The sequence below is a fragment of the Domibacillus tundrae genome (assembly GCF_000970675.1).
GTDB classification, from domain to species: domain Bacteria; phylum Bacillota; class Bacilli; order Bacillales; family Domibacillaceae; genus Domibacillus; species Domibacillus tundrae.
The window spans coordinates 45,630-60,771 of sequence record NZ_LAJA01000022.1 but is presented as its reverse complement, the minus strand read 5'-3'; the positions used below and the strand labels follow the sequence as shown (position 1 = coordinate 60,771).

General features: G+C 41.4%; 14 protein-coding genes. 7 read left to right on the top strand and 7 right to left on the bottom strand.

Features of this window, described 5'->3' with window-relative positions:
- Nucleotides 1–129 precede the first annotated feature (129 nt).
- The gene (locus VQ00_RS15535) at nt 130–1,050 is read right to left on the bottom strand and encodes an MBL fold metallo-hydrolase (RefSeq protein ID WP_046181040.1); all 921 of its coding nucleotides are present in this window, start codon (nt 1,048–1,050) and stop codon (nt 130–132) included.
- A 125-nt stretch (nt 1,051–1,175) separates the two neighbouring features.
- A complete protein-coding gene (locus tag VQ00_RS15530; RefSeq protein WP_046181039.1) occupies nt 1,176–2,261 on the bottom strand; it encodes a branched-chain amino acid aminotransferase in 1,086 nt (361 codons plus the stop codon).
- A gap of 1,231 nt (nt 2,262–3,492) precedes the next feature.
- Between VQ00_RS15530 and VQ00_RS15525 the strand changes: the two genes are divergently transcribed.
- The 3 genes from VQ00_RS15525 to VQ00_RS15515 all read left to right on the top strand — a co-directional run bounded on the left by VQ00_RS15525 (nt 3,493) and on the right by VQ00_RS15515 (nt 6,781).
- Complete coding sequence (locus tag VQ00_RS15525; protein ID WP_046181038.1) at nt 3,493–4,128, top strand: NUDIX hydrolase; 636 nt, start codon at nt 3,493–3,495, stop codon at nt 4,126–4,128.
- A gap of 284 nt (nt 4,129–4,412) precedes the next feature.
- Nucleotides 4,413–5,528 carry a glutamate 5-kinase gene (gene proB, locus VQ00_RS15520; protein ID WP_046181037.1) on the top strand — a complete coding sequence of 372 codons (1,116 nt, stop codon included), beginning with the start codon at nt 4,413–4,415 and terminating at the stop codon, nt 5,526–5,528.
- Between the two features lie 11 nt (nt 5,529–5,539).
- Entirely contained in the window at nt 5,540–6,781 is a 1,242-nt protein-coding gene (locus VQ00_RS15515) for a glutamate-5-semialdehyde dehydrogenase (protein WP_046181036.1), read from the top strand.
- 34 nt (nt 6,782–6,815) lie between these two features.
- Here VQ00_RS15515 and VQ00_RS15510 read toward each other — a convergent pair whose 3' ends face one another.
- From VQ00_RS15510 to VQ00_RS15500, 3 genes are all read right to left on the bottom strand, one after another.
- A complete protein-coding gene (locus VQ00_RS15510; protein WP_046181035.1) occupies nt 6,816–7,145 on the bottom strand; it encodes a hypothetical protein in 330 nt (109 codons plus the stop codon).
- 107 nt (nt 7,146–7,252) lie between these two features.
- A complete protein-coding gene (locus VQ00_RS15505; protein WP_046181034.1) occupies nt 7,253–7,828 on the bottom strand; it encodes a hypothetical protein in 576 nt (191 codons plus the stop codon).
- 636 nt (nt 7,829–8,464) lie between these two features.
- The gene (locus VQ00_RS15500; protein ID WP_046181033.1) at nt 8,465–9,997 is read right to left on the bottom strand and encodes a recombinase family protein; all 1,533 of its coding nucleotides are present in this window, start codon (nt 9,995–9,997) and stop codon (nt 8,465–8,467) included.
- A gap of 183 nt (nt 9,998–10,180) precedes the next feature.
- Here VQ00_RS15500 and yfkAB point away from each other — a divergent pair, with 183 nt between their 5' ends.
- Genes yfkAB through VQ00_RS15480 form a run of 4 tightly spaced genes read left to right on the top strand, consistent with a single transcriptional unit; the run spans nt 10,181 to nt 13,583 of the window.
- Nucleotides 10,181–11,395, top strand: a complete 1,215-nt coding sequence (yfkAB, locus tag VQ00_RS15495) for a radical SAM/CxCxxxxC motif protein YfkAB (RefSeq protein ID WP_046181032.1) — start codon at nt 10,181–10,183, stop codon at nt 11,393–11,395.
- A complete protein-coding gene (gene msrA, locus VQ00_RS15490; protein ID WP_046181031.1) occupies nt 11,392–11,931 on the top strand; it encodes a peptide-methionine (S)-S-oxide reductase MsrA in 540 nt (179 codons plus the stop codon). Before yfkAB ends, msrA begins: the two co-directional genes overlap by 4 nt.
- Nucleotides 11,897–13,282, top strand: a complete 1,386-nt coding sequence (locus VQ00_RS15485) for an aminotransferase-like domain-containing protein (protein ID WP_046181030.1) — start codon at nt 11,897–11,899, stop codon at nt 13,280–13,282. Before msrA ends, VQ00_RS15485 begins: the two co-directional genes overlap by 35 nt.
- A 19-nt stretch (nt 13,283–13,301) precedes the next feature.
- Entirely contained in the window at nt 13,302–13,583 is a 282-nt protein-coding gene (locus VQ00_RS15480; RefSeq protein ID WP_046181029.1) for a DUF6509 family protein, read from the top strand.
- Nucleotides 13,584–13,928: 345 nt separating this feature from the next.
- On the opposite strand, the gene VQ00_RS15475 is transcribed toward VQ00_RS15480, so the two are convergent.
- Together VQ00_RS15475 and VQ00_RS15470 are read right to left on the bottom strand one after the other, a co-directional pair.
- Nucleotides 13,929–14,333, bottom strand: coding sequence for a sporulation protein (locus VQ00_RS15475; RefSeq protein WP_046181028.1), 405 nt, complete (start codon nt 14,331–14,333; stop codon nt 13,929–13,931).
- A gap of 124 nt (nt 14,334–14,457) precedes the next feature.
- A complete protein-coding gene (locus tag VQ00_RS15470) occupies nt 14,458–15,087 on the bottom strand; it encodes a metal-dependent hydrolase (RefSeq protein ID WP_046181027.1) in 630 nt (209 codons plus the stop codon).
- Nucleotides 15,088–15,142 lie beyond the last annotated feature (55 nt).

The following is a 15,142-nucleotide window of genomic DNA, read 5'->3' as shown; positions in this document are numbered from 1 at the left end:
TCGCCGGCTTTTGTATGTAGTCTATTTATTAATTTCTCTTCGAACGGTCGGCGCAATTTCTACAGCCAATAATTCGATTATCTCCGAATGTGTAAAGACCAACTTCAAACTGGCGGCTCCCTTTGTCGATTACTTATTCAATTCTTTATAAAGAATAATCCCCTGAGAACAAATATGAAAATCCATGCGGAGAATGTCATGTACAGGATGATTATCATCTATGCCGTTTTGAAACAGATACTGCTGTGCTCTTGAATATAATAAGGCCGCAAGTTCGTCAGCATCTGTTATTCCTACTGCTGTTTCCATGAAAATATCCAGCCATTCTATCACCATGTCAATGGCTGTTTCCGGATCTTCCGTCATTCCGTAGTGGCCAAAGTAAATTCGTTCCGGGTTAAACGACATCATTTTTTGGATGGATTTTTTCATTTCATCCGGGTTAAATTGATTCGGTGATGTCGTTGGCAAATAAAACGAAAACCCTTCATCAGTGAGCTGCGCATATTGGATACCTGCCGTGTCACCAGTGAAAATTCCATTGGATTTTTTATCATAAATTGAAAAGTGATGATTGGCATGTCCAGGCGTGTGAACAAATGCCAGTTCCCGTCCGCCAAGGTCCAATTTCCCGCCATCCTCCATCTCGATAATTCGTTCTTTAGGAATCGGCACAATCGGATCAAACAAGTCTTCAAACTGATCGCCGTACACCATTTTTGCACTTGCAATAAGCCGGCTCGGATCTGCTAAGTGACGTGAGCCTTTTGGGTGGACAACTAGTTTTGCATTTGGACAAGACTGTAAAAACAAACCCGCACCGCCTGAATGATCAAGATGGATATGAGTAACAATGACATACTCAATTTCCTCCGGTGATATTCCAAGCTCTTTTAACCCGCGAAGTAAATAAGGGACAGATGGGCTTGCACTCGTTTCAATAATCGCTTTTTTCGATTCATGAAAAACATACGAACTAGTCCGTCTCGATAACCCCAAATCATGCAAATCAATCAATGACAAATCAAATCCTAGTGAAACCGCTGACATTTCAACACCTCTATTTTTAGAAAATAAACGAACTGCCCGAAAGCAGTTCGTTGGGTCCGCACGATGTGGATCACGAAGGCGTTGCGGCAGGACGCCACGCTTTTAGCCTTTGATTCTTTATGTTATTATTTTCCCGCAGAAACCGGTACTTCTGTTACCCAGCCAAATGGATCTTCAAGAGCACCTTTTTGAATGCCAGTAATTGTATCATAAATTCGTTTCGATAACTCTCCCGTTTTTCCACCGTTCAATACCATTTGTTCATCACCCCAGAAAAACTCACCGATCGGCGAAATAACAGCAGCGGTGCCTGTACCAAATGCTTCTTCCAATTTTTCGTCACGGTGTGCCTGTGCAATTTCTTCCATTGAAATACGGCGCTCGGAAACGGGAACATTCCAGTGCTTCAATAATTGAATGACCGAGTCACGGGTAACACCATGTAAAATGCTTCCGTTCAGTGCAGGCGTAACAACTTCACCGTTGATTTTAAAGAAGACATTCATGCTGCCAACTTCTTCAATATATTTTTTCTCTACTCCATCGAGCCAAAGTACCTGGGAATATTCTTTTCCAGTCGCAAGCTCCTGCGCTTTTAAGCTGGATGCATAATTGCCGCCTGTTTTTGCTTCGCCGGTGCCGCCTTTTACCGCGCGGACAAATTCATTTTCCACTAAAATTTTAACCGGTGCAATGCCTTCTTTGTAGTAAAGCCCCACCGGTGACATAATAATCATAAACGTATAGTTTTTTGCAGGCGCTACACCAAGGAACGGTTCTGTCGCAATAATAAACGGACGAATGTATAATGATGTGCCTTCAGCAGTTGGAATCCATTCCTGGTCAACCTTGATCAGCTGCTTTAATCCTTCGATGACAAAGTCACCATCAATCTGCGGAATGCAGAGGCGGTCGTTTGAGCGGTTTAGACGTTCCATATTTTTTTCCGGACGGAATAAAAATACGCGGCCTTCTTCCGTTAAATAAGCTTTCATCCCTTCGAATACCGTCTGTCCGTAATGGAACACCATAGCCGACGGATCGAGGGTAATCGGCTGATACGGAGTGATGCGCGCATCATGCCATCCTTTGCCTTCCGTATAATCCATCATAAACATATGATCGGTAAAAACACGGCCAAACCCGAGATTTGCCTGATCGGGTTTTTCTCTTTTTTTGTCAGCTAATTGTACGGTCAATTCTTGTGTCATCTTCCAGGACTCCTCATTTGTAAAAATTAGTCAGCGCATCGCTGATGTATGTACTTCTTCTATCATACATTTTTTTTGAATATTTTCACACTGTAAAATCAAAATTTTTCACCATCTATTTTGGCTCCTAATTATGAATACGGATAAGACGCTGTCTTTAGAAGCAAAAGGAAGACATTCTTTTCCCATCTACATTCTCCTGCAGTTCCTCATATTTCACTGGCATTTTATTGTAAAAAGAAAAATCGATATTTAAATCACAAAGAAGAAATTTCTTTTTTGAAATATTTTCAACAATCTTATTACTATTTTTAGCATGATGATTCTACCGAAATTATAGGAGGAGAGTTCTGTGTCTTTTGTTATTTACATAGCAATCAATTCAGCCAATTGTTGCCGTTATTCTTCTAAAGAAAATAGCTGAGCAAAAGAAAATTTTGGATGCTCATCAAGGAGACAATTTTCCGGATTCTTATGTTCATATTGGCAAAAAAATGGCGTCATTTAATGGTATTACTCACCTTGCAGCTGTCCTGTTGATTATTTTAATGGTGACAAAGCCTTTTTAATATCGTTTTTGTACATACATAATTCTTTTTTTATAGGCCATAGTTTTAACTATGGTTAGCGTGTAGACAAATTAAATTTTTTAAGTGAAAGAATACATAGAAATGTCCCGGACGATTGTGAAAGAATTGCCGTATATAAAGACCCGCTCTCCATCGCTGCTTTTCTAAACACCTGGTGAAGCCGTTCGGGCGAAGACTCCTGCGGGATGCACAGTGAGTCGGAAGACCCCGCAGGCGGACGCCGAGGAGGCTTCCGCACTGCCCTAAGGTGCGCGAAGTCCGGACAGCTTCACCTATCGGCTTCAAGTAAAAAAGCGGGACAGCTTCCCTAAAAGATGTCTGTTGCTTTTGTATATGGTTATTTTTAATTTGAATTATGCACATTGTTAAAATAGTAAAATTGAATTTTGTGGTTTTTATTCTAATCGTTGAACCCACCCATCCCACTCCAATAAAATGGTGTTTTAAGGAATTAATTCGTGTCTATACCATGCACATTTGAAAAAACCTACCAAGAAAAGAATCGAATAACTGCTGATCAAAAGCCCTGCAAAAGTGTGTATGCATTATAAATTGTCACAAATACCTCTTCCTCACCCTGCCCGGCTTTTTTAAATCGTGTAAATCTACTATAATAAAAGAAAAAATCTGGAGCTGTTTGCATGAATATTGATGAATTAAAATCCGTTTTTTTACACAGAACCCCGGATATACTGGGCAGTGAAAATCTGTCTAAATTTTCATTGCTGCTTCCTCTCGTTCAAAAAGAAGATGGACTTCATGTTTTATTTGAAGTCCGTTCTCTGTTTATGCGGCGGCAGCCAGGTGAAATTTGTTTTCCCGGCGGTAAAATTGACCTTGACGATCCAGATCCTGAATTTGCGGCAATTCGGGAAGCACACGAGGAACTTGGGGTTCCAGCGGAGAATATTGATCTTCTCTTCCCTCTTGACTTTATGCTCTCCCCGTTCGGTACGATTATTTACACCTACGCAGGAATGATTAACTTGTCCGAAATGAATTTAAACAAGGCGGAAGTCGATGAAATATTTACAGTGCCACTTGATTTTTTATTAAAAGCAGTTCCGGACATTCATTACATTCAGCTGCGACCTGAGCCGGACGAAAATTTTCCATTTCATTTAATTAGCCAGGGAAAAGAGTACAACTGGCAAACAAAATCAATGGAAGAATATTTTTATTTTTATGAAAACCGAATCATTTGGGGATTAACCGCCCGGATTCTTAAGCATTTTCTTGATGTGATCCGGGAGCACCCACCTGTACTTGACAAATAGTCAGAATATACGATAATAAAGAAGAATATTGATAAAATGATGGGATCAGTAAATGACATGTATCCGGATCAGAGAAGGGGTTCACCGGCTGAAAAACTCCTGCGGAAAACATCATTGAACCTGCCCTAGTAAACATTGCTTATGAAAACATAAGCCGGTTTTTCCCCGTTACGGATGTAAAGTGGGCGCAGTTTCGCGTCAAAAAAGGTGGTACCACGGAAAGCATACCCGTCCTTTATGGACGATTCGGTGTGCTTTTTTTTATTGAAAAGGAATGAAGACTCATGAAAAAACAACGTATTGTCGTGAAAATCGGCAGCAGTTCGTTAACAGATCACAGCGGAAATATTGTTGAAGAAAAAATTGCTGACCACACGTCGGCTATTTCGGCGATGAAACAAGCGGGACATGAAGTCATTGTTGTCTCATCGGGTGCAGTGGCTGCCGGCTTTCGGGCACTCGGTTATCCATCCCGCCCGAAAGTGATGGCTGCCCGCCAGGCATCTGCCGCCGTTGGGCAAAGCTTATTAATTCAGCGATACATTTCGCACCTGTCACCAAAGGGCATTACAGCTGCTCAAATACTTTTGACGAAAGGCGATTTTTACTCAAAAGGACGGTTCCAAAATTTTTATACATCGATGACCGAACTTTTAAATCGCGGTGCCGTGCCGATTATTAATGAAAATGACTCTATTTCAATTGAAGAATTGACGTATGGAGACAACGATATGCTGTCAGCACTCGTCAGCGGCTTTTTGCAGGCGGATGGACTGGTCATTTTAACTGATATTAATGGGCTTTATGACAGCAACCCGAAAACAAATCCGGATGCGAAGCGGTTTAATTTCGTCCCTGCTATTTCTAGCGAGATGCTCCAAGCAGCCGGTGGAAGCGGGTCGTCAGTCGGAACCGGCGGCATGAAATCCAAACTATTAGCAGCGGATAAAGCACAATCTCTTGGTGTTTCTGTTTTTATCGGCAATGGCACTGGTGAACGCAAGCTGCTGGACATCGTCGAAGGAAAAGGCGATGGAACGTACATCGGATCACCGATGCAACAGCATATGCAGCGAAAAAAGCAATGGCTTGCCCACCACGCTAAACCATCTGGAACCATTACGATTGATACTGGGGCGGAAACCGCCGTCCTAAAGGGTCGGAAAAGCCTCCTTCCTGTTGGAATTATAGCTATCGACGGTTTATTCGATGCACTAGATGTAGTGGATGTGCGCAATAAAAACGGCAATCTCCTTGGCCGCGGCCAAGTATTTTATTCATCTATCGACCTTGAAAAAGTGAAAGGACTGCCAGGCCCTGAAGCAAAAGCGTATTCAATTAACGAACGGGCTGAAGTGATTCATCGTGACAACTGGGTCACATTAAAAAATGAAGGCTAGGAGTGGGGAAAATGAGTGAACTTTTACAAAAAGCCACGCTTTTAAAACAAGCATCTTTTGACATGGCGATGAAATCAACGAAAGAGAAAAATGACGCACTTCTGCTTATTGCAGATGCTTTAATCGATCAGACACCTGCTATTTTAGCTGCTAATGAGCAAGATATGGATGCGGGGCGCGAAGCCGGTTTCACCGATTCACTGCTCGATCGGCTGCAACTGACTGAAGACCGCATTTCAGCGATTGCAAACTCAGTCCGTCAGCTGACGAAATTAGACGATCCGATTGGGGAAGTCGTGGAATCATGGACAACGGAACACGGCCTGAATATTGAAACGATTCGTGTTCCGCTTGGCGTTGTCGGCATGGTCTATGAAGCACGCCCAAATGTAACTGTTGATGCTGCGACACTTTGTTTGAAAGCAGGCAATGCAGTATTGCTGCGTGGAAGCACATCTGCCCTCCATTCCAATAAAGCGCTGACTGCTGTTATGAAGCAGGCACTTGATCAATCACCAATTCCAACTGACGCGCTCCAGCTTTTGGAGGATACAAGCCGAGCGACCGCATCAGAAATGTTTAAGCTAAATGATTATTTAGACGTGCTCATTCCGCGCGGGGGCGCCGGATTAATTCAATCTGTTATCAAGCAGTCTACAGTTCCTGTTCTTGAAACAGGCGTTGGCAATTGCCATATTTTCATCGATGAATCGGCCGAAAAAGAGATGGCTATAAACATTGCATTAAATGCAAAAACACACCGTCCATCTGTGTGCAATGCAGCAGAAAGCCTTTTGATCCACCGTGATTGGCCGTACCAGCAGGAATTAATGTCCGTCCTTCAGACTGCGGGTGTAGAAGTGCGTGGAGATGAAGAATTAACCCGTGAGTATAATAATGTCATTCCTGCTTCTGAAGAAGACTGGGGACAGGAATACTTAGCAATGACACTTTCTGCTAAGCTCGTTGGAGATACGCGGGAAGCCGTTTCTCATATTAACCGCTACGGTACAAAGCATTCCGAAGCGATCGTAACAGAAAACGATGAGCATGCGGATTTATTTTTCCGTGGGATTGATGCCGCCGTTTTATACCGAAACGCCTCCACACGATTTACAGATGGAGAACAATTTGGTTACGGCGCTGAAATTGGTATTAGTACACAAAAGCTCCATGCGCGTGGTCCAATGGGATTAAAAGCGATTACAACAGTGAAATCACTCGTCCGCGGTTCCGGGCAAATACGGCATTAAAAAAGCGCGCGGGAATTATTTCCCGCGCGCTTTTTTACATAAATGCTTTGTGAATGTAGCTGCTTTCTTTTAAGATAAAACCATCCTGGATAAGCGATTCCCAAAGCGCACGATCAATCGCGTAAGGCGACTGTGCCTGCAGCTGTCTTAATGTTTGTTTATTTAAAACAAAAGAGTAAGAAAAACCATCGATAATAAAAAAACCAAATACATCCTCTGATTGCTTTTCCCAGTTGAATAAAAGCATGGTGTTAACGCCCCAATCAACCAGCTGTTTCTCCATGCAGTTAATAACATGAAAAAAGAAGCTTTCCTGATCCATTACTTTGGCTAAATAACCGCGCAGCATTCCAGATGTATTCATATATCGCATCCCCCTATTGCCCATTAAATCGCATAGTTTTTTCTTCCCTTTTCTTACTCTTTTAAACGAAAAAAAGCGCATCAGAACACGATACGCTTTCTGATTTATTATTTTACATCATTAATAACGAGTTGTTCCCCGTTTTCTACATAAACGAATGTTACACTATCGCCTGTTTCCATCGCTTCAAGTTTGGCCATCGTCTCACTGCCGGCTTCTACCTGATACGCGTTTGGTACGCCGTCTACTTCAATTTCAACTGTATGGGGATCAGCCAGACCATTGAATGTACCAGTTGCTTCTGTTCCTTCAACCGATGATTCTTCTGTTTCATTTTCAATGCTCTCTTGTACATCATTCGTGCCTTCTTCAACTGTTTCACCAATGCCGGCCGCCTCTTCTTCGACTGCATCTGCCGCTTCTCCAAGGCTGTCCCGGGCATCCTGTGTGGCTTCATCTACTTCTTTAGCAGCATTTTCTGTTGATTCAGATGCACTGCCTGCTGCATCTTCAGCCGTTTGTTCTGCTTTTTGTGTTTCCTCTGTTTCTTCTGTTTCTGCCGGTACTGTTGTTTCCTCTACTGTATCTTCTTCAGGTGCCGCATTTTCAGAATCTGCTGAACAGCCGGCAAGCAATCCTCCAGTAAGTATTGCAGCACCCATCAAGCCTGTTATCTTCTTCATTATGTACTTCCTCCTTACATGTTGTTACCACACATCATACTTGTTTTTTCTTTTGAAGAAAAGCAATATGGCAATAAAGGGGAAGGAATGAACGCTTTTCGCTATTTCGATGGTCCTGCCAGTCAAGGTGGATCCGGTCGATATGTTTTTTTAAATGGCACAAAGATGGAATCAATCTGTCTTTGAATTCTGAACGGGTTTAGGCTCATCAGTATACGTGGTTTATCATTATACAGCCACATGCTTTTGCGTTCAGTTCGGTGAATCAAGACACTTCCTCTTCTTTTGCCCATTCAAGCACCTCTTTCGCATAATAAAATTATAATTTTACTTCTTTTTATATCATACGAATTGAATATGAATAATATGTGAATATTTTCTAAATAACTGTAAATTCACCTTTCTTTTTTCAATTCCTTGAAAAAGCGGTATAATTACTTGTTGAAAGATAAAGAGGTGTTTCAAATGAAAAATATAATTTCGCCTGCGTTTGATCCGTGGGAAAGCTACATAGATATCGATCAGTCCAGTTCTGCCGGCTGTCCAATATTGAATTTACGACGACGACTGTGACCGCGCGACAGAAAGGAACAGTTTACGATAGATAAAGTGACATAGTTTATAATCCTGCCCATCCTACAGCTCTCCTTTGTATTTAATTACAGTAACAAAGTCCTTTTCTCCACCTACATCAGACTGCTCTTTCCAATAGTAAACTTTATCTACAATCTTATGTAACAGCTTATTAGCCTTTGTAGGATTAGCCTCTACATCCATAGAAAAAAGCATCTCTACCTTAGCCTTAGCTTTCTTATGTCTGTCTACCTCAGACTTAGCATCTGCTCCCTCTAGGTTTTTCAGCTCCTGCTGTACTGCTATCTGTTGCTCCTTAATGGACTTAATCTCATCAGTAGCCTCATCCTGCTCATATATACCTGCTTTAAAGCCATCCTGTACCCTTTTTTTTTGAGCCTCTAACTTATTGTATTGGAGAGTTAGCTCCTGTTGTTTAACAGCTACAGCATTTAAGGAGGTATTATCACCTGCTACAATAGCCTCTATCTTTGCATCTAAGTCTGTCAGATACTCCCTGAGCTTGTTAAATATGTCCTGCTCTACTCTAGCTGACCTGATACCATTGTTTTTACATCTAGCCTCTCCTGATGCCTTATGCTCTGCTTTAGCTTTCTGACCTTTAGAGGCATGACAGTTAAGGACATACAGCTCTCTAGAGTCCTTATCTAAAGCAGCTCTCCCTTTCCTGTTATTGTATTTCATACAAAAGGATAATGTTTGTCCACACTTAGGACATACAAGCAACCTAGACAGAGTATATATGCCTCTCTGAGACTGCTGAGGTACTACCCTTTTACCTACTCTTATAGCCTGAGCCTTATTGTAAGTATCAGCATCAATTAAAGCAGGATGAGCCTCCTCTACATGGATAACATCCTCACCCTCTAACTCATAATGTACAATCCCTCTGTAAGCTACATTAGACAGTATTAAGGATGTAGCTCTGACTGTAAAAGGCTTACCTGCTCTAGTCAGCTTACCTCTCATAGCTAATTGCTCTACAATCTCAGCCTGATTAAGTCCATCATTGACATACATACTATAGATGTCCTCTACTACTTGAGCCTCTACAGGATGAGGTATCAGATGCTTTGCCTCATCTTTATCATAGCCATAAGGAGCAATCCCAAAGAATACACCTTTCTTAATAGCTTGGATTCTACCCCTTTTGAGCTTTCTCTTAGTCATCCTCATAAAATGGTTATACATCTCAGACTGAATACCTGATGTAAAAATGTCACCATCATTCATAAAGTTATAAGTTTTGTTAAGAGTAAAGAGCTGTAATCCCTCATTTTTCATAAACCTAACAAATAGTCCAAAGTCTGTTCTATCCCTTGTTAATCTGTCTTGGTCTGTACAAAGGACTCCATCATATATATTCCTTTTCAGCTCCATCAACATCCTCTGAAACTGTGGTCTATTCCAATCCTCAGAGCTACCCTCCTCAGAGAATACCTCATACTCCATATTATTCTTTTCTGCATAATCAGTAAGTAGCTCAAGCTGTCTGCCTATCTCCATACTGTCAGCATCTTTAAGCCCTGACTTTCTTACATAGATTGCTACTAGCTTTTTCTGTACTTGTGCCATCCCTTAACTCCCTTTCTTCCTCTATGTAACCTAAAGCCTATTATAACAAGTATTTAGAGAGGTGAAAGATTTATTACATTCAATGTTCCAATGAACTTTACATGTTATAAGGAGTTACACATTGACATAAGTTATGCCACCTGCTCATAATAATAGAGGATTAATAAGATAGGAGTAGTTGAAATGATTAACCAATTTAGAACCATACCCAAAAGCAAGCAGACGCCTGCTACTGATGCATGGGAGGCTTACTTAGATGTAGAGAGATATGGTAAAACAACTTTATCAAGTATAGAATTTACTACCACTACCCTCTGTAATATGAGATGTGCTCACTGTGCTGTAGGACATACCCTCCAACATAAAGACCCAAAAGCATTACCTTTAGAACTACTGATACAAAGATTAGATGAGATTCCTACCTTGAGGACAATGAGCCTCACAGGAGGAGAGCCTATGATGTCCTTAAAATCAGTAGAAAATTATGTATTGCCTTTACTGAAATATGCTCATGAGAGAGGTATATACACTCAGATAAATTCTAACCTGACTCTTGACCTTGACAGATACAAACTGATTGCTCCTTATTTAGATGTATTACACATTTCTCATAATTGGGTAACAGAGGATGAGTTTATAGATACAGGATTTGCCATGATGAAAAGAAAAGGTACAAGGGAACAGAGAAAGGCACTTTTTGACAGAATGATTAGTAACTCTAAAGCTCTGTCTGAAATGGGAGTTATGGTATCTGCTGAGACAATGTTAAACAGCAGAACAGCTCCTCACTTAGAAAAGATTCATAAGCAGGTAGTAGAGGAGATGGGCTGCAAAAGGCATGAAATTCACCCTATGTATGACAGTGGATTTGTTGGTATAACTGCATTAGATAAGATGCAAGATTCCACATATTCCATGAATCAAAGTGATTTCGCAAGTGCACTTGAATCGTTAACTCTGGATGAAACACGCAGTGCGATCCATCATTTGCTTGACGTACGCAATCCGAATGTGTGGATGCTCTTTGGGACGCTGCCGTTTTTTGCCTGCAGCCCGGATGAACGGGATCGTGAGCTTGTCTTCCGCCTGCAAAATGAACCGCTCGTAACTGTCCGCAATGATCCTGATGGCCGTTCACGTTTAAATGTGAATATTTTTTCCGGTGATGTGATTGTGACGGATTTTGCCGATGCCCCGTCTCTTGGTAATATTCAAACCAATACCCTTCAGGAATCCTTTGATGTCTGGACTAATTCCGTGCTGGCGAAGGAAATTGACTGTCATTGTTCTTCCGTTCGGTGCCTTGGTCCGAATTTGCTCGTTAAAAAGGCGTATTATCCCGATTCGGACTTTACAAAACGAAAAGCTTTTACAGAAAGAAAGGAATTTCAGCGATGAAAAAAGAAACAGCAATTTTCGCCGGCGGCTGCTTTTGGTGTATGGTCAAGCCGTTTGATCAGTGGGAAGGCATTGAATTGGTCGTCTCCGGTTATACAGGTGGTCATGTTGAAAATCCAACGTACGAACAAGTAAAAACCGGCAGCACCGGCCATAAAGAAGCGGTGGAAATCACGTATGACGCAGATGTTTTTTCATACGATCAAATCCTTGAAATTTATTGGCAGCAAATTGACCCGACGGATGATGAAGGCCAATTTCAGGATCGCGGTGATTCATACCGAGCTGTTATTTTTTATCTAACAGCTGAGCAGAAAGAAGCGGCAGAGCGTTCAAAAAAGAAGCTTGCGGACAGTGGGTTATTTAAGAAAATGATCGTTACCCCGATTTTGCCGGCAGGCCGCTTTTATCCGGCAGAAGATTATCATCAGAATTTTTATCAAACTCATAAGGAAGAATATGAATCAGACCGTCACCAGTCGGGGCGTGATCAATTTTTCCATGAGCATTGGACAGCTCATGAAGCGAAGCATTAAATCAGATGGAGTCGCCAGCTGGATTAAAGACCAAATTGCCCTCGGCAAATGGTCGCTCGGCATGAAAATCCCAAGCCAGCGCGTTTTAGCCGAAGATTTATCCGTTAACCGCAGTACGGTTATTGCCGCACTTGAACAACTAAAAGCGGACGGCATCATTGAAGGTGTCATGGGAAAAGGAACGATTGTCGCTAATAACACATGGTCTCTTCTCGCTTCACTGCCTCCTGACAATAAGCCGGCATCTCAAACAGCACATACTGGCATTATCGATTTAAGCAAAGGTGAGCTTGCGGAAGATGTGTTTCCAGAAAACTATTTAAATGATATACTCAGCCGGGTGTCAGGAAAAATCAACTCGCTCGGCTATGAAGATCGAGGTGGATATGAACCGCTTCGTGAAGCGATTGCCGGCTATATGACTCGTCAAGGAACGCCCGTTACTCCATCGTCCATATTAATTGTTTCCGGCGCAATGCAAGGGTTTCAATTAATCGCATCCGGCCTGCTCGAACACCGTTCATCGATTTTACTTGAGGAGCCTTCTTATTTGTATTCTATCCATACATTTCAGTCGCTTGGCATGTCTCTAAAAGGCATTCAAATGGATCATGAAGGACTGCGGCCGGAATTACTGCAATCTGCTTGGACATCCGGTCAAAAAGGGGCGCTTTATACGATTCCATGTTTCCATAATCCGACCGGTATTTTAATGAGCGAAGCGAGAAGGAAAGAAATTCTGTCTTATTGCAGCTCAAATAGGCTGCCAATTATTGAGGATGACATATATCGTGATTTATGGCTTGACGCGCCGCCGCCGCCTTCTCTTAAATCGATGGACAGCTCGGGAAATGTCCTTTATATTGGCAGTTTGTCGAAAACGTTAAGCCCTGGTCTTCGTATTGGCTGGATTGCCGGAACTGATTCAGTCATTGAGCGATTATCCAATGTAAAAATGCAGGCGGATTATGGAACAAGTTCTCTCTCGCAGCGTGTGGCTGCTGAATGGCTTGGCGAAGGACTTTACGAACATCATCTTGAATACGTCCGAAAAGAATTGCTGAAACGACGTCAGGCAGCCTCCGCTTCATTACAACGACACTTGTCAGATTTGGCAGAATGGACGATACCAAGCGGTGGATTTTTCATTTGGCTTCGCCTGAATCAAAACATTTCATTAAAAGAATTATGTACAGAAGCATTAAATGAAGGTATTTTATTTCATCCGGGCAGTATTTATACAGAAGGAACGTCACGCGCGATCCGATTATCTTTTGGGTATGCCCCCCCTGATCAATTTGAAGAAGGCATTAAACGGATGAAGAAATGGATTATTGCATTATCTAAATGAAAATAGGAGGAAACAAAACATGATAATTACAGACCATACACTTGAGAAAACGGATGACCCGTTTGGCATTTTAGAAGGAAGTCGGTATGAGTACCATCTTTTTGCAGCAGTTGAAGAGGAAGATGAATTATATTCACCGGAAGGTTTTTACATCCGTGTACTATATGTAGTAACAGAATCGGAACATAAAATAGCCAGCTTGTTTTTGCATAACCGCGCAGATGATACGGTCCTGGATTTTGAACTTGAAGATGATGAAGTAAAACTTGTTCGTGAATATTGCGCGGCCCATTTAAAATAAGCATGTGTAAACCCCGTCTGCATTGTTTTGCTGACGGGGTTTTTAAACTGCATCCTCACTGGCTGTTTCCGTAACAATCAGTCCTTTCTCTTCTATTTTAAATGGCTTTTTGGATATACAATTGAATTTGATCTTCTGTTAAGTTGTGCATAAAGCGATAAAACGGAATACTCTTCATTCCAAAGCCCTCACACATTTGCGTATAATATTCATAAGCTTCTCGATACATTTCCAATTTGCTCACCCTTTCTGTTATATAACAATTTTTATTTTGTGTTATTAATATATAACACAGTAAATGAGTTGTCAAATGTTTTCAAATAAAAAGCAGAAAAAATTCTTTTTTTACTGAACGATAATTTGGTCCTCATCTTCCGGATCAACCGCTTGATCGATAAATACTTTCGTCCGGATATACCATTTATGTGTATCATCTGTTTTGGGTCCTTTTTCAGGAAGTTTTAGTGAAAATGGGATGGAGTCCGCCTCTCCTGCTTTTATGTTTCTGTTTAATTCAATATTCACTTCTTCAATGTGTTTATCATGCCAGGTAAAATCACTGTCTTCTTTTACCTTTTCATATTGTAAATAAAGCAGCACTTGAATTTTTTTGATTGGTTCATCTGCCAGGCCGCCTTCAATAAGAATTCGCCCATTTACTGTTTCACCTAGTGCAGCTGTTTGATTTTCTAAAACCGTATCTACTTTTACACTATCGATTCCAATACTTGAAAAAATTTCTTTCCACATAAATAAATCTCCCCCATTCTTTTTATTTTTATTCCCTTATTTTTATTATTTTAATAAGGTTTTTAAAAATTATTGTTTGAATTTAGCACATAATGTATTAATAAAAAATGCCGTAAAAACGGCATTAAAATTCTTTTTTCCAGACAGGGTAAAAAAACTTAGTTCCTTTTTTATTGGCCGGAAGCAATTTCATGTCAGCTAATAAATGGGAAATGTAACTCAAAAGAAGAACGGCAAGAAGCCCGTCGGATGGGTAAGCCCGTGTAATTTCAGCAGCGACGAAATAAAAAAGCGCGATGCCAACGATCGAATGCGTCCACGTCCGGTGTGAAACGAGTGAAGCAAATAAAATGAAAAATCCTATGTACATGATCCAGGCTTCATTTATGTACCAGCCTGCGTATACAACCAACGCTCCTGTTAAGAAAAGCATCATTCTTTGTTTAATGAATAATCTCGGCAAAAGCAGCAATCCGACGCTGACGATAAATCCGGCCGCCTGCTTTACACCGAAAAGCATAAAATAGCTGTAAAGAGCAAGCAGCAAACCTGCTGCAGCAAAAAATAAAATAAGCCATTTTTTTTCAACGGTAATCTTATTAGCGAGTTTCCCATTTACATCAAGGTCTGGCACTAAAGCAGCAACTGCCCCTGTACAAGCAAAAAGTGCTGTGTCAATCAGCGGCGACTGCATCCAGACCGCCACACCGACACCTGTTGCTGCGCCAATAACCATGTGTGAAGATCCTTTCAATGTTCTCATCCTTTCTCATGCAAAAAGCCGCCCGATGTGAGGCGGCTGTATATCT